Consider the following 20,998-nt stretch of genomic DNA (forward strand, 5'->3'; position numbering starts at 1 on the left):
CAGGATCGAACCGTTGAGCGGACCCGCCCCCGACACGCCCAAAGCGCGCATGCCCATCGAGACCAAGGCCCAGCTCATCGAGGAACTGGCTTCGGGCTCGAAGCCGAAGAGCGCATGGAAGATCGGCACCGAGCACGAGAAGTTCCCCTTCCTCACCGACACGCTGAAGCCCGTGCCCTATCACGGCCCCCGCTCCATCGAGGCGCTGCTTGACGGGCTGAAGGACCGCTATGGCTGGACCGGCGTCTATGAGGGCGAGAACATCATCGCGCTGTCGGACCCCAAGGGGCTGGGCAACGTGTCGCTCGAACCGGGCGGCCAGTTCGAACTCTCGGGGGCACCCCTCGATACCGTGCATGAGACCTGCGAGGAGGTGCATGAGCATTTGACCCAGGTGCGCGAGGTGGGCGACAGGCTGGGCATCGGTTTCCTTGGGCTGGGCGCCTCGCCGCTGTGGGGCCTCGCCGAAACGCCGGTCATGCCCAAGGGCCGCTATGGCATCATGGCGCCCTACATGGACAAGGTGGGCACGAAGGGCCGCGACATGATGTTCCGCACCTGCACGGTGCAGGTGAACCTCGATTTCGCCTCGGAAGCCGACATGGTGAAGAAGCTCCGCGTGTCGCTGGCGCTGCAGCCCGTCGCCACGGCGCTGTTCGCCAATTCGCCCTTCCTCGACGGCAAGCCCAACGGATTCCTGTCCTATCGTTCGGAAGTCTGGCGCGACACTGACAATGCGCGTGCCGGCATGCTGCCCTTCGCCTTCGAGGATGGTTTCGGCTTCGAGCGCTATGTGGATTATGCACTCGACGTGCCGATGTATTTCGTCATGCGCGACGGCCAATACATCAACACCGCGGGCGAGAGCTTCCGCGCCTTCCTCGATGGCCGGTTGCCGCAGCTTCCCGGCGAGAAGCCGGTGATGAAGGATTGGGCCGATCACCTCACCACTATCTTTCCCGAGGTGCGGCTCAAGAAATACCTCGAGCAGCGGGGTGCGGATTCCGGCCCGTGGCGGAGGCTCTGCGCGCTCCCCGCGCTGTGGGTCGGGCTGCTCTATGAGCAGGCCTCGCTCGATGCGGCGTGGGACCTCGTGAAGGACTGGACGGCGGAAGAGCGTCAGACGCTGCGCGATGACGTGCCGCGGCAGGCGCTGCACGCAACGATCCGTGGACGGAAGGTTCAGCATATCGCCGGGGACGTGCTGAAGATCGCCCGCGCCGGTCTTGAGGCGCGGGGGCAGCAGGGCTGCAAGGGCAGGACGGAAGCGGCCTTCCTCGACCCGCTCGACGAGATCGCCCAGAGCGGCAAGACGGCGGCCGAGAACCTGCTCGCGCTCTACAACGGCCACTGGCGCCAGGACGTGACGAGAGTGTTCCGCGACTTCGCCTATTGAGTGCCGCCGCTCACTCCGCCGCCATCATACCCACATTGAAGTTGCCCAGGCTTTCGGCCACGTGGCGGACGAGAGCTTCCACGGCGGAGCTGCCGCGGCCGGGCTTTCTCATCAGGCCGATTTCGAAGGAGCCGAGCGGCGGGAAGCCGTCCTTCTCGGTGAGCACACGCATGCCGGGGCGCACGCAAAGTTCGGGAACGGCGCCCACCGCGAGGCCGGATTGCACCGCGGCGTTCACGGCATTGGAGTTGGCGCTGGAATAGGCGACGCGGTATTTGCGGCCAATCTTCTCCAGCGCCGCGAGCACAGTGGCGCGCCACTCGCAGCCGCCATGCGAGACGGCGAGCGGCATGACCTCCAGCAGATGCGTCGAATGCCGTGCCGAGGTGACCCAGACGAGCGGCTCGCGCCGCACCGGCTCATCGGTCTGGACATTGCAGCCGAAGGTGACGAGCGCCAGGTCCAATTCGCCGCGCCTGGTGCGTTCGAAAAGGACGGAGGTGTTAAGGCAGTCGACATCCACCGTCACCAGCGGGTGGGTGCGGGCAAAGCGGGCGAGGATTTCGGGCAGGAAGCGGTCGGCATAATCGTCCGGCGTGCCGAAGCGCACCGTGCCGGTGAGTTCCGGGCGCTTGAAAGTGGCCACTGCCTCATCGTTCAGCGCCACCAGCCGCCGCGCATATTCCACCAACCGCTCGCCATCGGGCGTGAAGCGGCTGGCGCGGCCATCACGCGCGAAGAGCGGGCGGCTCAGCAGTTCCTCCAGCCGCTTCATCTGCATGGAAACGGCGGACTGGGTCTTGTTCACCTCCTCGGCGGCACGGGTGAAGCTGCCAGTGTCCGAAATGGCGAGAAAGGTCTTCAAGAGGTCGATGTCGAGGTTCGGGATCATGGCAAAACCCATCACTGATCGTGATTGATACTATAAAATACATTCGTTGGATAAATCAATAGCCCGCGTGCATTCTTCAACCATCGCAAGACGAATGCGGGCTCCCGGGAGGAGCCAGACGGCGGAAGGGGAATGGTCCTCTCCGTCAACGAGGAGGACTGTGCCATGAATGACTATGCCCAGCATCGTGCCGAAGCCGCGGAAGCAACCGGAAGCCTGGCGCTGCTGTGGAACCTGATCCGCAACTGGCGCGCCCGCCGGGCGGTTGCCCGGCTCGACACGCTGGACGACTTCCTGCTCGACGACATCGGCGTCACCCGCTCGGAGGTGCGCTGGGCCGCGGGCCTGCCGCTCAGCGTCAATGCCGCGTTGGAGCTGGAAGAACAGGCCAACCGCCGCCGCCGGCGTGGGCCGTGAACGGGCTCATCGCGCGGCTCCCGTCTCGCTTCGCCCGACAATCCTATAGGCAGTGATCACCGATGCGATGCCGAAGATAACGGAGCCGAGCGCGGTTCCCGCCAGCAGCCCCTCCGGGCCGCCCATGCGCGCCCCGATGATGGCGAAGGGAATGGTGCCAAGCGTTGCCTTGGCCCAGTTGAACCAGCTCGACAGCGTGGGGCGGCCAAGGTTGTTGAAGGCGGCATTGGCCACGAACTGCCCGCCCGCGAAGGCCCAGCTGATGCCGATGAAGGTGCAGAAGAAAACCACGAGATCGCGCGAGCGGCCGGCCGCGTTGAAGGCCTCGGCGATCTGGTGGCGGAACAGGAAGAGCAGGAGCGAGGTGAGGAGCGTGTAAACTGCCGAGAAAATCAGCCCGTCGGTGAGTGTCCGGCGCACCCGGTCATGGCGCTTGGCGCCATAGTTCTGGCCGATGATGGGCCCGACCGAACCGGCGAGCGAGAAGATGATGCCGAAGGCCACCGGAACGAGCCGCCCGACGATCGCGAAGCCCGCCACCGATTCATCGCCGAAGGGCGCGATCTCATAGGTGATGTAGGCATTGGCGAAGGGTTGCGCGAGCTGCGTGAGGATGGCCGGGAAGGCGATGGCCCAGAGCGGCGGGAAATCGCGCTTCAGGCCTGAGAGCCGGAACGGGTTGATGTATCGGTGCACCCGCACCACGCCATGGAGCCCGATGCCGAAAGACACGATATAGCCCAGCACGGTGGCCGCCGCCGCGCCCTGGATGCCCCAGCCGAAACCGAAGATGAAGACGGGGTCGGCGCAGGCCGTGACGATGGCCGTGGACAGCGTGATGTACATGGCGCGCCGCGCGTCGCCCAGGCCGCGGAGGATGAAGGAACACGAGATCGCCCCGGCGATCAGCACATAACCGGGCGACAGCGTCCAGATGAAGAGCTGGGCCAGCCGCCGCGCCTCGCCATGGGCGCCGAGCAGCGAGAGCAGCGCGCCGCTCCCCAAGTCGATGGCGAGCGTGATGAGCGACGCGGTGATGAGCGCGAACATCAGCGCGCTGGTGGCAAATTGCTTTGCCCGTACCTGGTCGCCCGCGCCGACGTTGCGCGCCACGAGCGCCGCCGCGGCGATGCCGCAGCCGATCGACACCGACAGGTTCGAGAACACGATGGTGCCGGCATAGCCGATGGCCGCCGTCACTTCCGTGTCGTTCAGAAGCGACAGGAAGAACAGGTCGACGAGGTCGACCATGAACAGCGCCATCAGGCCCACCGCACCCGTCAGCGTCATCACCACCACATGGCGCATGGTGGAGCCGGTGACGAAGGGTGCGGTGCGTTTGTCCCCGGCCGCGTGGCTCATGCGGCAAGGCCCATGACGCGCACGTCCGGCACCAGCTGTTCGTGGCTGACGAAGTGATGGGCCGCGAGGCCCGCCAGGCGCGCGCCCGTCACGTTCGACTTCTTGTCGTCGATGAACCAGCAGCGGGCGGGGTCTGTGCCCATGCGTTCCATGAGCTTCAGGAAGCTCCTGGGGTCCGGCTTCTTCAGGCCGAACTCGAAGGAATGGTAATGCTCGGCGAAGATATCGGTACAGGCCGGGAAGAGTTCGGAGAGGGCGGCCTTGGTGAGCGGGCCGTTGTTGGAATAGATGGCGATTCGCACCTGGCCGCCGATCGACTTCGCCAGCCCCAGCATGTCGGGCCAGGGCGTCATCGCCTCGCGCCGCGCCTCCACCCATTGCGCACGCGTCAGCGCAACGCCGATGCGCTGGCCAAATTCGCGGAGATAATCATCCGGATCGGGATAGCCGCCGGTGTCGGCGGCATCCTCGAAGCCCGAGTCCCAGATGGCGGCGCGGATGTCGCGCGGCGTCTGGCCGGTGATGCGGGCAAGCGCCCTCAGCCTGCGCCCAAGGTCGTAGCGGCACAGCACGTCGTCCATGTCGAAGATGACGGCCTCGGGCTTCATTGCGTTATTCAGGCAGCCGTGCCGCCGACGGTGAGCCGGTCGATGCGCAAGCTCGGCTGGCCGACGCCGACGGGCACGCCCTGGCCCTGCTTGCCGCAGGTGCCGACGCCGGAATCGAGCGCCATGTCGTTGCCGACCATGGAGATGCGGGTGAGCGCATCGGCGCCCGCGCCAATCAGGGTGGCGCCCTTCACCGGCATGGTGATCTTGCCGTCCTCGATCAGGTAGGCCTCGGTACAGGAGAACACGAACTTGCCCGAGGTGATGTCCACCTGGCCGCCACCGAAAGACTTGGCAAAGAGGCCGCGCTTGATCGAGCGCTGAATTTCCTCCGGCTCCCTTTCGCCCGACAGCATGTAGGTGTTGGTCATGCGCGGCATGGGCGCATGGGCATAGGACTGGCGGCGGCCATTGCCGGTGGGAGCAACACCCATGAGGCGGGCATTCATCCGGTCCTGCATCAGGCCGACCAGAATGCCGTCCTCGATCAGCGTGGTGCAGTTCGAGGGCGTGCCCTCGTCGTCGATGGTGATCGAGCCGCGCCGGTTGGCGATGGTGCCGTCATCGACGATGGTGACACCCTTGGACGCCACCCGCTGGCCCTGCATGCCGGTGAAGACGGATGTCTTCTTGCGGTGGAAGTCACCTTCAAGGCCGTGGCCCACCGCCTCATGCAGCAGAATGCCGGGCCAGCCGGGGCCGAGCAGCACATCCATCTCGCCCGCAGGCGCGGGCCGCGCCTCAAGCGAAACCAGGCTCTGGCGCAGCGCCTCCTGCGTGGCGGCCATCCAGACATCGTCGGTGAAATAGGACAGCGGCTCGCCGCGGCCGCCAAGGCCATGGCTGCCCTGGCCCTGCTCCTTGCCGTCGGAGGAGACCACCGACACGTTGAAGCGCACCAGCGGGCGCACATCGCGGTAGCTGGACCCGTCGCCGCGCAGGATTTCCACCGCCTGCCAGTCCGCCGCCATGGAGACCGACACCTGCTTCACCCGCGGGTCGAGGCTGCGGGCATAGGCATCGACTTTCTGCAGGAGCGCGATTTTTTCGGGAAAGCCCATCGCCTCGGACGGGTTGGTGTCGGCATAGAGCTTGCGGTTGGTGCGCTCCGGCGCCACGGCGTGGACGATATTGCCGTCCGCCGCCACGCTGCGGCACACTTCGGCCGCCCGGCGCAGCGCGGCAATCGACAGGTCGGTCGCATGGGCATAGGCCGCGGTTTCGCCGCGCACGGCGCGCAGGCCGAAGCCCTGGCTTTCATCGAAGCTCGCCGATTTCAGCTTGCCGTCGTCCCAGACCAGGCTCTCGGTCTGGCGCTTCTCGACGAAGAGTTCGCCATCCTCCGCACCTTTCAGCGTATCGGCGACGAGGCTTTCGGCCTCGGCACGGCTGAAATCATCGGAGTCGAAAAGGGAAACGGGGGCATTGGCGGGCACGGGATCACCTGTGTGAGAAGCTGTCAGTGACCAAGATAGGTGAGCGGCGCACATTCCGCCACACATGAAAAGGGGCCGTTCCGGCGGAACGGCCCCCGTTCGATGCAGGATAAGGAGCGGATCAGCCGCCGTTGCTGGCCTTGTCGAGGGCGGCAAGGGACGCCGAGAAACCATCGAGCGACAGCTTCATCGGCAGGCCGATGCCGGGCGCCTCGTAGATGATGAAGTTGGCGGCCTTGCCCTTCTTGAGCTTCGCCAGTGTGTCGGGGCTGGCTTCCGCGAAGGCCATGCAGATCTGCGGCATGCAGCGGGTGAATGGCACGCGGCCCACCGCATTGCCGTCGATCTCGAGCGCCACGCCGGTGGGCAGGAACACGCCGATGGGGGCGATCACCCGCATATTGTAAAGCTGCTTGCCGTTCTGCTTGGTGCTGACGATGACAAGCGTAAGAGAGGCCTTGGGGTTTTTCTCGCTGTTGGTGACCTGAACCATGCCGCACTGGCGGCCGCCGGGCTGGCCTTCCATCGGCGGCACGGTTTCGCACTGCACCTTCCACTGGCCGTTTTCGGCAATCAAATCGATCTTGGGGGCCTGCTGCTGGCCGGGCTGGGCCTGCTGCTGGCCGGCCTTTTTGGCGCGCGGGCCGAACTGCTGCTGGCCGCCCTGCTGGGCATCGGCGGGAGCCTGCTGATCCTGCTTCTGGGCGGCGGTGTCGTCCTGGGCGGCCGCGATGCCGGACAGCCCCAGGCCGAGCGCGAGGCCGAGGGAGGTGAGGGCGAGCAGGCGGCTCGGCTTCATGGTGGTTCGCACGGAGTTCTACCTTCTGAAATCCCGATTCGGCGGGTTTAGCGCCGCCGTTTGGCTTAGACAACCCGCATCGACCGCAAAATCCGCTGGGGCGACGCCGGTTTTCCGGGTTGACGCCTGCTGGTTTTCGGGGGAATTGGGGCGGAATTCCGGTTGCAGCCGAAACGGGTCGCGGCACGACGTTTTGCCGCGCCTGCCCAAGTTGCGGCGGGGCGTCGAATGTGGTTCACACACACTGTTTGGAGTGGGGTCTCCAGGGACAGCTGTGGCCCCCGCAGCCTCGCGTGGTTTCCGCGAGGCGCTGATGAGAGAGGGTGACGATGACGTTTCGCAACACATTGACGGCAGGACTCGCCCTTGTGGCAGGGGTGGCAGGCGCCCCGGCGGCTTGGGCGATCGATGGCTATGCCCATCCCTGGCAGATGGGGCTGCAGCCTTCGAACTCACCCTCGATGGCCGGAATCCACAGCCTGCACAGTTATCTGCTGGTCGTCATTACCGTGATCGTGCTGTTCGTGCTGGGCCTTCTGCTCTATGTCATGTCGAAGTTCAATGCGCGAGCCAACCCGGTGCCGTCCCGCACCACGCATAACACCACGGTTGAGGTGCTTTGGACGGTCATCCCTATCATCATTCTCGTGTCGATTGCCGTTCCCTCTTTCAAGCTGCTCTATCTCCAGCGCGACATCCCGGCCGCCGACATGACCATCAAGGTTATCGGCAACCCCAGCTGGAACTGGACTTACGAATATCCCGATTTGGGCCTCAACGACGACGGTTCGGCCAAGGTCTCCTTCACCGCCACGCTCGACGACCGGGCGCGCGACATTAAGAGCGCCGAAGAGGCCAAGATTCCTTACCTGCTGAAGACCGACAATCCGGTCGTCGTGCCGGTGAACAAGACAGTGAAGCTCATCGTCACGTCCGACCCGGACGGCATCATCCACGCCTGGACCATCCCGCAGTTCGGTATGAAGATCGACGCCATCCCCGGCCGCCTGAACCAGGACTGGTTCCACGCCAAGCGCGAGGGCGTGTTCTATGGCCAGTGTTCGGAACTTTGCGGCAAGGACCACGCCTTCATGCCGATAGAGGTGCACGTCGTCTCGCAGGCGGACTATGACACCTGGGCCAAGACCGCCCAGACCGCCGGGCTTGAAGAGGCTTACAAGTATCTCGCCAGCGCGGAAGCCGCCGGTGGCCAGCTGGCTCAGAAGTAATCGGGAACGAGGCATTTAGAATGGCACACGCAATCGCTGCGCACGAAGACCACCCGACCGGTTGGAAGCGCTACGTCTATTCGACCAACCACAAGGACATCGGCACGATGTACCTGTGGTTCGCGATTTTCTCAGGCGTCATCGGCGGCATTCTGTCGATCGTCATGCGCATGGAACTGGCCGAGCCCGGGATTCAGTATTTCCAGGGCCTCGCCACCATGGTCTACGGCACGCCGGAAGATGCCGCGATCGACGCGGGCAAGCACATGTACAATGTGTTCGTGACCGCGCACGGCCTGCTCATGATCTTCTTCATGGTCATGCCGGCGATGATCGGCGGCTTCGGCAACTGGTTCGTGCCGCTCATGATCGGCGCCCCCGACATGGCCTTCCCGCGCATGAACAACATTTCCTTCTGGCTGCTGCCGCCGGCACTGGGCCTGCTCATTATCTCGATGTTCGTCGAAGGCCCGCCTGGAGCCATGGGCACGGGCGGCGGCTGGACCATCTATCCGCCGCTGTCGACCACCGGCCAGCCCGGCCCCGCCATGGACTTCGCCATCCTGTCGCTGCACATTGCGGGCGCCTCGTCGATCCTCGGCGCCATCAACTTCATCACAACCATCTTCAACATGCGCGCACCGGGCATGACTCTGCACAAGATGCCGCTGTTCGTGTGGTCGGTGCTGGTCACCGTCTTCCTGCTGCTCTTGTCGCTCCCGGTTCTCGCCGGCGGCATCACCATGCTGCTGACCGACCGCAACTTCGGCACCTCTTTCTTCGTTCCGTCGGCCGGCGGCGACCCGGTGCTGTTCCAGCATCTGTTCTGGTTCTTCGGCCATCCGGAAGTCTACATCCTCATCCTGCCGGGTTTCGGCATCATCTCGCAGATCGTGGCGACCTTTTCGAGGAAGCCGGTGTTCGGCTATCTCGGCATGGCCTATGCCATGGTGGCGATCGGCGTCGTCGGCTTCATCGTGTGGGCGCACCACATGTATACCGTCGGCCTCGACGCTGACACGCAGGCCTATTTCGTGGCCGCCACGATGATCATCGCGGTGCCGACAGGTGTGAAGATCTTCTCGTGGATCGCCACCATGTGGGGCGGGTCGATCGAGTTCAAGGCGCCGATGATCTGGGCGCTCGGCTTTATCTTCCTGTTCACGGTGGGCGGCGTCACCGGCGTGGTGCTGGCCAATGCCGGCGTCGACCGCGTGCTGCACGACACTTATTATGTGGTTGCCCACTTCCACTATGTGCTGTCGCTCGGCGCTGTCTTCGCCATCTTCGCGGGCTGGTATTACTGGTTCCCCAAGATGTATGGTTACATGTACAGCGAGGGCATCGCCAAGCTGCACTTCTGGGTGACGTTCATCGGCGTCAACATGGTGTTCTTCCCGCAGCACTTCCTTGGCCTGGCCGGCATGCCGCGCCGCTATATTGATTATCCGACGGTGTTCGCGGGCTGGAACCAGATCTCCTCCTACGGCTCCTATATCTCGGCCGTCGGCGTGCTGATCTTCCTCTATGGCGTGTACGACGCCTTCGCGAGGAAGCGCCAGGCGGGCGACAATCCGTGGGGCGCGGGCGCCACGACGCTGGAGTGGACGCTGTCCTCTCCGCCGCCGTTCCACCAATTCTCCACCTTACCGGTGATCAGGTAAGCCGGCTGACGACACGATGACCGACATCAACGCCCAGCTCGCCGAAACCCCGGCCGCCGTATCCGGCGGACAGGGCACGGTGAGGGACTTCTTCGCGCTGCTGAAGCCGCGCGTGATGTCGCTCGTCATCTTCACCGCCTTCGTGGGGCTCATTGCGGCGCCCGGCATGCTGCACCCCTGGCTCGCCTTCGTGGCGCTGCTGGCGATCGCGGTGGGGGCGGGCGCCGCCGGCGCCCTCAATATGTGGTATGACGCCGATATCGACGCGGTGATGAAGCGCACCGCGAAGCGCCCTGTTCCCGCCGGCGCGGTCACCCCGCCGGAAGCGCTGGGCTTCGGCATGGTGCTCGCCGCCGGCTCGGTTCTCGTGCTGGGCCTGCTCGTGAATGTGCTGGCGGGGGCGCTCCTAGCCTTTACAATCTTCTTCTACATCGCCATCTACACCATGTGGCTGAAGCGGCTGACGCCGCAGAACATCGTGATAGGCGGTGCGGCGGGCGCCTTCCCGCCCATGGTCGGCTGGGTTTCGGTGACGGGCTCGATCGACCTCGGCTCCATTGCCTTGTTCCTCATCATCTTCACCTGGACGCCGCCCCACTTCTGGGCTCTGGCCCTGTGGAAAAAGATCAATGCGGACTACTCTCGTGCCGGTGTGCCCATGCTGCCGGTGGTGGCAGGCACTGACGAGACGCGGCGCCAGATCCTGCTCTATTCGCTTCTCCTGTTCCCCGTCACCCTGTTCCCGGCGCTGACCGGCACGGTGGGCTGGCTCTATCTCTCCGCCAGTACCGGCCTTGGCGTCATGTTCATCTGGTATGCCTGGCGCGTCTACCGTATCCGTGAGGGACAGGCGGCGGAAATCGCGTGCAAGAAGCTGTTCGGCTTCTCCACCATGTGGCTGTTCATCGTCTTTGCGCTGATCCTTGCCGAGCGGGCGGCCGGCGTTGCCAGCTTTGCGCCGGTCTTCGGATGAAGGATGCGATGACCAATACCCCCTTCGGCCCGGAAGACATGGCGCGCCGCAAGAAGCGCGCCATCGCCATGGCGCTTATCCTCGTGGCACTCGTGGTGCTGTTCTTCGTGACGACCGTCGTCCGCCTCGGCGGCTCTATCGCGATGCGGAGCATGTGATGAAGCAGCAGCGCAATGTCCGCGTCGTTGTGTTGTCGGCCGCCACCGTGGCGGGGATGATCGGCCTCACCTATGCCTCGGTGCCGCTCTACCGTCTGTTCTGCCAGGTTACGGGCTATGGTGGCACGGTGCAGCGCGCCGATGCCGCGCCCGGCCAAGTGCTGGACAAAACGGTCTCGGTGCGCTTCGACGCCAACACCTCCGGCAAGCTGGACTGGGCCTTTCACCCCGTGCAGAGCGCGGTGAAGGTGAAGTTCGGGGAACAGTCCATGGCCTATTACGAGGCCATTAACCAGTCCGGCCGCACGGTCACCGGCACTGCGGTGTTCAATGTGTCGCCGCCGCAGGCCGGCGCGTACTTCAACAAGATCGAGTGCTTCTGCTTCACCGAGCAGGCGCTGAAGCCCGGCGAAAAGATCGAGATGCCCGTAATGTTCTTTGTCGACCCGGACATGCTGAAGGATCCGGACGCGGCGGGCATTGATGAAATCACCTTGTCCTATACCTTCTATCCGGTGGACAAGCCTAAGGCTGTGACGGAGGCCAAGACTGAGGCCCCCGCCAGCGTCGCGAACTAAGGAGTAGGGGACATGGCTGACGCCCACGCCAAGAATCACGATTACCACCTGGTCGACCCGAGCCCCTGGCCGTTCGTCGGCTCAGTCTCGGCCTTCGTTCTCGCAGTGGGCGCCGTGTTCTGGATGCACGGCGATTTGAGCCCGGCGGTGATGCTGATTGGCCTTGCCGGCGTGCTCTACACCATGTTCATGTGGTGGCGGGACGTCATCAACGAGGGCAACCAGCAGCACCATACGCCTATCGTGGCGCTCCACCTGCGCTATGGCATGCTGATGTTCATCGCCTCCGAGGTGATGTTCTTCGTTGCCTGGTTCTGGGCCTTCTTCGACGCCAGCCTGTTCCCCGGCGAGGCGATCCAGGCCTCGCGCGCCGCCGCCACGGGCGGCGTGTGGCCGCCCAAGGGTGTGATCATCTTCGATCCCTGGCACCTGCCGCTGATCAACACGCTGATCCTGCTGACCTCGGGCACCACCATCACCTGGGCGCATCATGCGCTGCTGAACAACGACCGAAAGGGCCTTAACATGGGCCTGCTCGCCACTGTGCTGCTGGGCGTGCTGTTCACCATGGTCCAGGCCTATGAATATTCGCACGCCGCCTTCGCCTTCAACCGCGACAATGGCGGCAACATCTATGGCTCGACCTTCTTCATGGCCACGGGCTTCCACGGCTTCCATGTCATCATCGGCACCATCTTCCTGCTTGTCTGCCTGATCCGCGCCTCCAGGGGCGCCTTCACGCCGAAAGCGCATTTCGGCCTCGAGGCGGCGGCCTGGTACTGGCACTTCGTGGACGTGGTCTGGCTGTTCCTGTTCGCCACCGTCTATATCTGGAGCTCGGCGGGCGTGATCATTCCGGAAGGCTGACCGCCGGATTTCTGCTCGTCTGGGGCCGCATCGGACAACCGCTGCGGCCCCCCTGCTTCGAGAACTGGATGAACGACGTCTATTACCCCGACCTCTCGCCCCTCAGGACGGGCCTTGCCGGCGCCTGCCCGCGCTGCGGCCGGGGCAAGCTGTTCGACGGCTATCTCACGCTCGCCGGCAAATGCCAGAGCTGCGGGCTCTCCTATGCATTCGCCGATGGCGGCGACGGGGCGGCGTGGTTCGTCATGCTGTTTGTCTGTTTTGCCGGTGCCGGCTCCATCCTCGGCGTCGAGGCGGCCTACAGCCCGCCCTATTGGGTGCATGCGCTGATTGCCGTTCCGGTGCTCGTCATCCTGCCCATGCTGCTGCTGCGCCCGGTGAAGGGCGTGCTCATCAACCAGCAATGGAAGACCGGCGCGCGCGAAGGACGCCTGCGGAAATGATCCGCCCGCACGAACGCCCGCCGCGCACTTGGCCGGTGCTGGTGGCCAGCGTTATCGGCTTCGCCATCCTCGTCTCGCTCGGCGCCTGGCAGGTGAAGCGGCTCGCCTGGAAGGAGGCGCTGCTCGCCCAGCTTGCCGCCAATGCAGCCGCCGAATCCGTCGACCTGCCGACCGCCCTCAACATGTCGCGCGCCGGCAGCAACGTCGAGTTCGTGCGGGTCAAGTTCACCGGCACCTACAAGAACCAGCCGCGCATGAAGATGCTCTCGGGCTATGAGGGCGGCCAGGGCTGGACCATCATTGCGCCGGTGGCATCCGCCGATGGCTGGGCGGCGATCGTCGACCGCGGCCGCCTGCCCGGCCAGCGGCTCGACAGCTACACGATGCTCGACGGCCCGCAGGAGATCGAGGGCGTCATCCGCACCCATCCCTATGGCCAGGGCTATTTCGACCCGGTCAACGATCCTTCGTCCGGCATGTGGTATTGGTGGGACGTCAAGGCCATGCTGGCGGCCAGCGGCTTGGCCGCAGAGCTGAAGCCCTTCCCCTTCGCCATCCAGCTGGTGCCCACAGACAATGGCGTGGAGTTCCCGAAGCCGCAGGAGCCAAAGGCCGATCTCGCCAACAATCACCTCGGCTATGCCATCACCTGGTTCGGCCTGGCGGCAACCCTGCTGGGCGTCGCGGGCTTCTATATCTTCGACCTGCGCCGGCGGCAGAAGAACTGGCATGCCCTGAGGTGAGGCAAAGCTCCGCTTGAAGGCCTGCGGGCCGGGGGCTAAAGCTGCCTTAGATCCTTGAGGGGTGGCGGACTTGCGTTATGTGTCGACCCGGGGCGAAGCCCCGGAACTCGGTTTCGAAGACGTTCTGCTCACCGGTCTCGCCCGCGACGGCGGGCTCTATGTGCCGGCCGTCTGGCCCCAGCTGCCGGGCCGCACCCTCACGCACTTGCAGGGCAAGAGTTACGAGGACGTGGCCTTCGCGGTGATGCACCCCTTCATCGGCGGGGCCGTGCCCGAGGCTGACTTGAAACGCATGATCACCCAAGCCTATGCGAGTTTCGGCCACCCGGCGGTGGCGCCGCTGAAGCAGCTCGACGACAACCAGTGGCTGCTCGAACTCTTCCATGGGCCGACGCTGGCTTTCAAGGACGTGGCGATGCAGCTCTTGGCGCGCCTCATGGACTGGGCGCTGGCCGGGCGCCGGACGCGCGCCACCATCGTCGGCGCGACGAGCGGCGACACCGGCGGTGCCGCCATCGAGGCCTTCAAGTCCTCGCATCACGCCACCGTCTTCATGATGCATCCGCACGGCCGCGTCTCGGAGGTGCAGCGCCGCCAGATGACGACGGTCGACAGCTCCTCCGTTCACAACATCGCCATCGAAGGCAATTTCGACGATTGCCAGGCGATCGTGAAGGCGCTGTTCAACGACCATGCCTTCCGTGACAAGGTGGGGCTGGCCGGCGTCAACTCCATCAACTGGGCGCGCATCATGGCGCAGACGGTCTATTACGTGACCGCAGCGCTGTCGCTCGGTGCTCCGGGCCGCGCGGTCAGCTTCTGCGTGCCGACGGGGAATTTCGGTGACATCTTCGCAGGGCTCGTGGCCAAGCGCATGGGGCTCCCCGTCGACCGCCTGGTCATCGCCACCAATGTCAACGACATCCTCGACCGCACCCTGAAGACCGGCCGCCACGAGCAGCGCGGGGTCAAGGCCTCGACCAGCCCGTCGATGGACATCCAGATCTCGAGCAATTTCGAGCGCCTGCTGTTCCTCACCTATGCGCGTGATCCCAATGCCGTGCGCCACCTCATGGCGAGCCTCGCCCAGTCAGGGAGCTTTACCATCGGCGACCGCGAGCTCGAACAGATCCGCCATGAATTCGGTTCCGGCGCCACGGATGAGGCCGAAACGGCGCTCACCATCCGCGAGACGCTGGCGGCAACGGGCGAGTTGCTCGACCCGCACACCGCGGTGGGCTATGCCGTCGCGCGCAAGGCAGACGCCTCGGCAAGCCCCATGGTGACGCTTGCCACCGCGCATCCCGCCAAGTTCCCCGATGCGGTGGAGAAGGCCTCCGGCATCCGCCCCGGCCTGCCGCCGCGCCTCTCCGGCTTGCTCAGCGCCAAGGAACGGTTCACAGTATTGCCCAATGACGTGGGCCGGGTGCGTGACTTCATCCTGTCGCAGCAGCAGGCCTGAACGAGAGTAAGCGTATGAGTGTCGAGATCACCCGCCTTCCCAACGGCATCCACGTCGTCACCCACCACATGCCGCATCTGGAGACGGCGGCACTTGGCATCTGGGTCAAGGCCGGGGCGCGCGACGAGCGGGCGGAGGAGAACGGCATCGCGCATTTCCTCGAGCACATGGCCTTCAAGGGCACGCCCCGCCGCTCCGCCCGCGCCATCGCCGAGGAAATCGAATCTGCCGGCGGCGAAATCAATGCCGCCACCGGCATGGAGACCACCACCTATTACGCCCGCGTCCTCAAGCAGGACTGGGCACTCGCCCTCGACATTCTGGCCGACATCTTCACCGCGCCGGCTCTCGATGAGGAGGAGCTCGAGCGCGAGCGCGACGTGATCCTGCAGGAGATCGCCGCCGCCCATGACCAGCCGGATGACCTGGTCTTTGACCTCGCCCAGGCGGCGAGCTTCGGCGGCCATCCGCTGGCACGCTCCATCCTCGGCACCGAGGAACTGATCGGCGGCGTTTCCCGCCAGCAAATCCTCGACTGGCGCAACCGCAATTACTGGGGCGCGCGCATCGTCGTGGCCGCCGCCGGCCACATCGACCACAAAGCCTTCGCGGCGGAAGCTGCAAGGCTTCTGGGCGCCATTGCGGAAGGCAGCGAACCGAAGCGCGAGACGCCGTCTTTCCTGCCCACCTGCTGCACGGCGGAAAAGCCCTTGGACCAAGCTCACATTGTGCTGAGCTTCGAGGCGCCGGGCTACCGCCACCCGGATATCTATGTGCTGCAGGTGCTCTCCAACATCCTCGGCGGCGGCATGTCGTCCCGCCTGTTCCAGGAGGTGCGCGAGAAGCGCGGCCTCTGCTACAGCGTCTTCTCCTTCGGCTCGGCCTACGAGGATGCGGGGCAGGTGGGAGTCTATGCCGCCACATCCCCCGAACATTCGAACGAGCTTCTCGGCCTCACCTCGGAGGTGATGCTGTCGGTGGCGCGGGAAGTGACGGAAGCGGAAGTGGCGCGCGCCAAGGCGCAGCTCAAGGCCAGTCTCGTCATAAACCTCGAAAGCGCCTCGGGCCGCGCCGACCAGATTGCCCGCCAGTTCCTCGCCTTCGGTGAGGTGCCAGCCATTTCGACGCTCACCGCCAAGATCGAGGCGGTGACGCCCGAACAAGTGCGGGCGCTGGCGGAGCGCCTGTTCCGCCACCAGAAGCCGGCCTTCAGCGCCGTCGGCCACATTGTCGACATGGCAGTCTACGATAAGATCGCCAGGCAATTTGCGTAAGCAGTGATATGGCCTTCCTTCGCTCACCCTTCGTCGCCGACCCGCCCCCCACCCTTCAGGATGGCCGCGCGCTGATCCGGGTGCCAGACATGGCGGATTATGAGCAGTGGGCGGCACTCAGGGCGCAGAGCCGCGACTTCCTCACCCCATGGGAGCCGATCTGGCCCGCCAACGACCTGACCCGCACCGCCTTCCGAAGCCGCATCCGGCAGTATTGGCGCGACATCGACGAGGACATGGCCTACCCCTATTTCATCTTCGACCGCGGGGGCGAGGTGCTGGTTGGGGCGCTCACTTTGTCCAATGTGCGCCGTGGCGTCGCCCAGACGGCGACACTCGGCTACTGGATCGGCCAACCCCATGTCCGCAAGGGCTACATGACGTCCGCGGTGGGGCTCATCTGCGATTTTTCCTTCCGGCACCTGGGCCTGCACCGCGTGGAGGCGGCCTGCCTTCCCCACAACACGCCCTCCATCGGCCTCCTGCACAAATGCCGCTTCGCCTATGAGGGGCAGGCGCGCGGCTACCTTAAGATCGCCGGCGAGTGGCGCGATCATCTTCTGTTTGCCCGGCTTTCAGGCTGACGCCGAGTAACCCTATGGTGTAACGTTCCTTGTCATGAGGGTGCGGCGCAGCTTAGGTGATCGGATGAGGTGGGGTGGATACAGGTCGGGAGGCTTCCCGTCCGTCAATCTGCTGTTCGTCGTTCTGCTGCTGGCAGCCGCACTGGGGCTGGCGCGGCCCAGCCTTGCCGTGGACATCATCGACATTTCGCGGCCGCTTCCGCAGCAGGATATCACAGGCTTCCTCGCCGGGCTGCAAACGCCCGAGCGCGAGATCGCCATCCAGCGGCCGGATGGCGGCGAGGGCGCGGCCCTGCAGATGACGCTCACCGCCAAGGCGCCGGGACCGGTGTTCAACTGGGTGGCTGCCGCCTTCCGAAACACGTCCAAGGACCCCGTTTCCGTCGTGCTCGCTGTGCCGCACCAGGGCTTCACGGGCTCCGGCTTCTATCCGCCGCGGCTGGTGGGGCCGCGCGTCTATGGCACGGCGCTGGCGGGTAGCGGGCAGTTTGGCAACCTGCCCCCGGTGCCGGGCGAAAGCGCCTATCTGCTCAGCCTCCCGGCGGGTGGCACGGTGTCGGTCGCCTTCGAGGTGACGGGCGGCGTGCTCCCCGTCACCATGTGGCAGCGCGCCGCCTTCGACGCGCACAAGGACTTCATCTCCTTCTTCCGCGGCGCGCTGCTCGGCATTTCGGTGCTGATCGCGCTCGCCATGTTCCTGCTTTACGGCTTCCGGGCGCGTGCGCTCTTCCCGGTGGCGGGTGCTTTTGCGCTGGCCTCCATCGGCTTCATGCTGCTGGAGGCGGGCCACCTCACCGTGCTCACCGCCCAGTCGGGCATGACAGGCTTCACCCTGCAGGTGCTGCGCGCCGTCTTCGAGGGGCTGATGGCGGGCTTCCTGCTGCTGCTTCTGGCCATGCTGGCAGACCTCGGGCGCCTCTCGCGCATAGCGGCCAACCTGCTGCTGATCGCCGCCTGCCTCGCCTTCGCCATTCCGATCTATGGCATCGCCGAACCGATTCTGGCGGTGGCCCTGGCGCGCCTCGTCTTCGCACTCACCGCGCTCGGCGGGTTCTTTCTCGTCGTTTATCTTTGGAGGCGCGGCGAGGTGAAGGCCGAGACGGCTGTGCTGAGTTGGACCGCCGTGCTGTTGTGGACCATGCTGGCCGTGCTGGCGGCGCTATTCAGCGACCCCGGCTCCTCGATTGCCGGGGTGGTGGCGGTGGGGCTTGCGGCGCTGCTCGTGATGCTGGGTTTCGTTCTGGCGCATCACGCCTTCGCGCAGGGCTATCTGTCGCGCCACTTCTTCCGCGAGGCGGGGCGCCATGCCCTTGCCCTCGCCGGGGCGCGCGCCTTCGTGTGGGACTGGCAGCCGGAGGAGGGCGAACTCTTCCTCAGCCCCGAGATCGCCCGCGCGCTGACCCAACCCGCCAATGCCTTCGAGGATGCGGCGGGCGAGGCCTTTCTCGAGCTCATGCACCCGGCCGACCGCTCCGCCTATCTCGCCACCATCGCGGAAGCGGAAGCTGACGGCCGGAACCCCATCGAGCGCAAGTTCCGGCTCCGCCATGGCGATGGCAGCTACCGCTGGTTCGAGCTCAGGGCGCGCTCTATCACCGGCGGCAACGGCTACCGTGCGGCGCGCTGCATCGGCACCATCACCGACGTCACCAATGCCAAGATCGCCGAGGAGCGCCTGCTGAAGGACGCCGTTTACGACATGGTGACGGGCCTTCCCAACCGCGCACTCTTCGCCGACCGGCTGCAGCGGGCGATCGACGGGCTGGAACCGGGTGCGGCCACCGGGCTGTTCGTGCTGCTGGTCGACCTCGACCGCTTCAAGATCGTCAACGACGCCATGGGCCACGAGGCGGGTGACGCGCTTCTTTCCATCATCGGCCGCCGCCTCAAGGCCGAGGCGGACATGGTGGACACGGTGGCGCGCCTGCCGGGCGACCAGTTCGCCATTCTTTATCACGAGGCGCCGGGGGGCCGCGGCGTGGATGCCTTCGCCCAGGCGCTGCTCGATACTGTGGGCCGGCCGGTGAAATTCGAAGACCAGGAATATTTCCTCACGGCCTCCGTCGGCGTCGCGCAGTACCGCCCGAAAGCGCAGGACGCCGAGAGGCTGATGAAGGAGGCCGCCGTGGCCCTCTACGAGGCGCGGCGCAAGGGCACGGGCAAGGTCGAGCTGTTCAACCCGGCTATGGTCGACGACCGCGCGGAACTGATGGTGCTCGAGGCGGAGCTGCGCCGCGCCATCGAGAGGAACGAGATCGAGGTCCATTACCAGCCCATCGCGCGGCTTGCCGACATGCATCTCGCGGGCTTCGAGGCGCTGGTGCGCTGGCGCCACCCGGCGATGGGCCTCCTTGCGCCCGAGAGCTTCCTGAGCCTCGCCGAGGAAACCGGCATGATCCGGGACATCGGCCGCGTGGTGGTGAACGAGGCCGGCCGCCAGCTCGGCATCTGGCAGCGCGCCTACCGGTCGGCCGAGCCCGCCTTCATCGCCGTCAACATCTCGTCGGCGCAGCTCATCGAGCCGAGCCTGCTCGACGACATTAAGCAGATCATCGGGCGCGAGGGTCTGCTGCGCGGCAGCTTCAAGATCGAGGTGACGGAATCCCTCGTCATGGAATACCCGGAGCGCGCGGCGCAGATTCTCGAGCGTTTCCGCGAGTTGGGCGTCGGCCTCTCCTGCGACGATTTCGGCACCGGCTATTCCTCGCTCTCAAGCCTGAGGAAGCTGCCCTTCGACACGCTGAAGGTCGACCGCAGCTTCATCTCGCAGGAGGCGCAGGACCAGCGCGCCGTGGTGATCTTGCAATCGATCATCGCCATGGGGCACGAGCTGGGCCTCGCCATCGTGGCCGAGGGCATCGAGAACCAGGACCAGGTCGACCGGCTTGGCGAGCTCGGTTGCGACTATGGCCAGGGCTTCTTCATCGGCAAGCCGATGTCGGCGAAGCAGGTGAACGATGCGCTGGCGGGCCTGCCCTATGCCCATACTTCCGGCCGCACCGCCATCACCTGGCTGTGGGAGCGCGCAATCAAGGACCCGCCGCCGAAGCCCGCACTGCGCCGCGTGACGGCCGAGGATGTGCAGCGCCCCGAGCCCGAAAAGCGCCCGGCGCGCCCCTATCCGCGCCGCCGCATGGAGCCTGACCCCGTGCCAAAGGAAGAGACTGTGCCGGCTAAGGCTGAGGCGGCGCTCCCGCCCTCCGGCGCTGTGTCCGGGGCAGAGTCCATCGTTGTGGCAGAGACCATTGTCGTCGCTGAGGCGATCGAACTTGCGCCTGCAGCTGAAGCCACGGAGGAAGCGGCCGCCGCGGTCGCGGATGAGCCGCCCGCGGCTGAGCCCCAGCCCGCAGCCGCGATTCCCGAGGTTTCGCCCCCGCCCATGCGCCGCCGGCGCAAGCGGCAGCGCCAGGTGGCGCTGCCCGGTGCGGGCGAAGCTTAGGCCTCAGGCGTGGCCTGAATCGCGCGACAGCATGGCGGGGTCGATCTTCAGTTTGCGCAGCGCCGCGTGGTAGCGGTCATCGAAGCCGACCTCGAAGATGATATCCGTGTCGGCATGGCAGGTGAGCCAGCCATTGTGCTGGATCTCGTTCTCGAGCTGGCCCGGCGCCCAGCCGGAATAGCCGAGCGCCAGCACCGCGCGCTGCGGCCCTCCGCCCCTGGCCATGGCGCGCAGGATGTCCACGGTTGCAGTCAGGGCGATGTTCTCGGTCACCGGCAGGCTCGAGTCGGCGGTGAAATAGTCCGAGGTGTGCAGCACGAAGCCGCGGCCCTGTTCCACCGGCCCGCCGAACAGCACGGGCATCTGCATAAGCTCGACGGGCGGCGCCAGCGCATCTTCGCCCGCCAGGTCGAGTTGTGACAGCAGTTCTCCGAAGGACATCATCGGCGTGATCTTGTTGATGATGATGCCCATCGCGCCCTGTTCCGAGTGCGCGCACATGTAGATGACGCTCCGCTCGAAGCGCGGATCGCTCATGCCCGGCATGGCGATCAGCAATTGCCCGTCGAGATAGGGACCCTTTGTCATGCTGTTTCCCTTGTGTGGCGCGAAGATTAGCGCAGCGGGCCGCGGAGGGGAACCATTGGCAGGGTTCCTCAGCATCATGCCGCAGG

The 20,998-nt window shown here is 65.5% G+C and carries 20 protein-coding genes; 14 read left to right on the forward strand and 6 right to left on the reverse strand.

The genetic code is table 11. The annotated features are described in order from the left end of the window. Positions 1–49 precede the first annotated feature (49 nt). Positions 50–1,396 (forward strand): glutamate--cysteine ligase, encoded by a 1,347-nt coding sequence (locus IOC82_RS07085; protein WP_290545558.1) that lies wholly within the window; start codon positions 50–52, stop codon positions 1,394–1,396. A gap of 10 nt (positions 1,397–1,406) precedes the next feature. Here the strand turns inward: IOC82_RS07085 and IOC82_RS07090 are convergent, their stop codons facing one another. Next, positions 1,407–2,300 (reverse strand): LysR substrate-binding domain-containing protein, encoded by an 894-nt coding sequence (locus IOC82_RS07090; RefSeq protein ID WP_290545483.1) that lies wholly within the window; start codon positions 2,298–2,300, stop codon positions 1,407–1,409. 153 nt (positions 2,301–2,453) lie between these two features. Here IOC82_RS07090 and IOC82_RS07095 point away from each other — a divergent pair, with 153 nt between their 5' ends. Next, positions 2,454–2,705 carry a DUF1127 domain-containing protein gene (locus tag IOC82_RS07095; RefSeq protein ID WP_290545484.1) on the forward strand — a complete coding sequence of 84 codons (252 nt, stop codon included), beginning with the start codon at positions 2,454–2,456 and terminating at the stop codon, positions 2,703–2,705. 6 nt (positions 2,706–2,711) lie between these two features. On the opposite strand, the gene IOC82_RS07100 is transcribed toward IOC82_RS07095, so the two are convergent. The 4 genes from IOC82_RS07100 to IOC82_RS07115 form a co-directional block, all read right to left on the reverse strand. Further along, positions 2,712–4,067: an MATE family efflux transporter gene (locus IOC82_RS07100; protein ID WP_290545485.1), complete on the reverse strand. Its 1,356-nt coding sequence runs from the start codon at positions 4,065–4,067 to the stop codon at positions 2,712–2,714. Next, positions 4,064–4,675: an HAD family phosphatase gene (locus tag IOC82_RS07105; protein WP_290545486.1), complete on the reverse strand. Its 612-nt coding sequence runs from the start codon at positions 4,673–4,675 to the stop codon at positions 4,064–4,066. The genes IOC82_RS07100 and IOC82_RS07105 overlap by 4 nt, the downstream gene beginning before the upstream one ends. An 8-nt stretch (positions 4,676–4,683) precedes the next feature. Beyond that, positions 4,684–6,111, reverse strand: coding sequence for a metalloprotease TldD (gene tldD, locus IOC82_RS07110; RefSeq protein WP_290545487.1), 1,428 nt, complete (start codon positions 6,109–6,111; stop codon positions 4,684–4,686). A gap of 121 nt (positions 6,112–6,232) precedes the next feature. Next, a complete protein-coding gene (locus IOC82_RS07115; RefSeq protein WP_290545488.1) occupies positions 6,233–6,922 on the reverse strand; it encodes an invasion associated locus B family protein in 690 nt (229 codons plus the stop codon). Positions 6,923–7,239: 317 nt separating this feature from the next. Between IOC82_RS07115 and coxB the strand changes: the two genes are divergently transcribed. The 12 genes from coxB to IOC82_RS07175 all read left to right on the forward strand — a co-directional run bounded on the left by coxB (position 7,240) and on the right by IOC82_RS07175 (position 20,324). Continuing rightward, on the forward strand, positions 7,240–8,139 hold the full coding sequence (gene coxB / locus IOC82_RS07120; protein ID WP_290545489.1) for a cytochrome c oxidase subunit II: 900 nt from the start codon (positions 7,240–7,242) through the stop codon (positions 8,137–8,139). Positions 8,140–8,159: 20 nt separating this feature from the next. Beyond that, entirely contained in the window at positions 8,160–9,803 is a 1,644-nt protein-coding gene (ctaD, locus tag IOC82_RS07125; protein ID WP_290545490.1) for a cytochrome c oxidase subunit I, read from the forward strand. Positions 9,804–9,819: 16 nt separating this feature from the next. Then, positions 9,820–10,776 (forward strand): heme o synthase, encoded by a 957-nt coding sequence (locus tag IOC82_RS07130; RefSeq protein ID WP_290545491.1) that lies wholly within the window; start codon positions 9,820–9,822, stop codon positions 10,774–10,776. Between the two features lie 8 nt (positions 10,777–10,784). Beyond that, a complete protein-coding gene (locus IOC82_RS07135; RefSeq protein WP_290545492.1) occupies positions 10,785–10,934 on the forward strand; it encodes a hypothetical protein in 150 nt (49 codons plus the stop codon). Further along, positions 10,934–11,512 (forward strand): cytochrome c oxidase assembly protein, encoded by a 579-nt coding sequence (locus IOC82_RS07140; RefSeq protein ID WP_290545493.1) that lies wholly within the window; start codon positions 10,934–10,936, stop codon positions 11,510–11,512. Before IOC82_RS07135 ends, IOC82_RS07140 begins: the two co-directional genes overlap by 1 nt. A gap of 12 nt (positions 11,513–11,524) precedes the next feature. Beyond that, a complete protein-coding gene (locus tag IOC82_RS07145) occupies positions 11,525–12,379 on the forward strand; it encodes a cytochrome c oxidase subunit 3 (RefSeq protein ID WP_290545494.1) in 855 nt (284 codons plus the stop codon). A 68-nt stretch (positions 12,380–12,447) separates the two neighbouring features. Further along, positions 12,448–12,822: a DUF983 domain-containing protein gene (locus IOC82_RS07150; RefSeq protein WP_290545495.1), complete on the forward strand. Its 375-nt coding sequence runs from the start codon at positions 12,448–12,450 to the stop codon at positions 12,820–12,822. Continuing rightward, on the forward strand, positions 12,819–13,565 hold the full coding sequence (locus IOC82_RS07155) for an SURF1 family protein (RefSeq protein WP_290545496.1): 747 nt from the start codon (positions 12,819–12,821) through the stop codon (positions 13,563–13,565). The genes IOC82_RS07150 and IOC82_RS07155 overlap by 4 nt, the downstream gene beginning before the upstream one ends. A gap of 70 nt (positions 13,566–13,635) precedes the next feature. Next, positions 13,636–15,027, forward strand: a complete 1,392-nt coding sequence (gene thrC / locus IOC82_RS07160) for a threonine synthase (RefSeq protein ID WP_290545497.1) — start codon at positions 13,636–13,638, stop codon at positions 15,025–15,027. Positions 15,028–15,041: 14 nt separating this feature from the next. After that, positions 15,042–16,301, forward strand: coding sequence for a pitrilysin family protein (locus tag IOC82_RS07165; protein ID WP_290545498.1), 1,260 nt, complete (start codon positions 15,042–15,044; stop codon positions 16,299–16,301). 8 nt (positions 16,302–16,309) lie between these two features. Continuing rightward, the gene (locus IOC82_RS07170; protein WP_290545499.1) at positions 16,310–16,885 is read left to right on the forward strand and encodes a GNAT family protein; all 576 of its coding nucleotides are present in this window, start codon (positions 16,310–16,312) and stop codon (positions 16,883–16,885) included. Positions 16,886–16,949: 64 nt separating this feature from the next. Next, positions 16,950–20,324, forward strand: a complete 3,375-nt coding sequence (locus IOC82_RS07175) for an EAL domain-containing protein (RefSeq protein ID WP_290545500.1) — start codon at positions 16,950–16,952, stop codon at positions 20,322–20,324. Positions 20,325–20,327: 3 nt separating this feature from the next. Here the strand turns inward: IOC82_RS07175 and IOC82_RS07180 are convergent, their stop codons facing one another. Continuing rightward, a complete protein-coding gene (locus IOC82_RS07180; RefSeq protein WP_290545501.1) occupies positions 20,328–20,912 on the reverse strand; it encodes a YqgE/AlgH family protein in 585 nt (194 codons plus the stop codon). Positions 20,913–20,998 lie beyond the last annotated feature (86 nt).

The organism is Aestuariivirga sp. (assembly GCF_020252395.1).
Classification (GTDB): Bacteria; Pseudomonadota; Alphaproteobacteria; order Rhizobiales; family Aestuariivirgaceae; genus Aestuariivirga.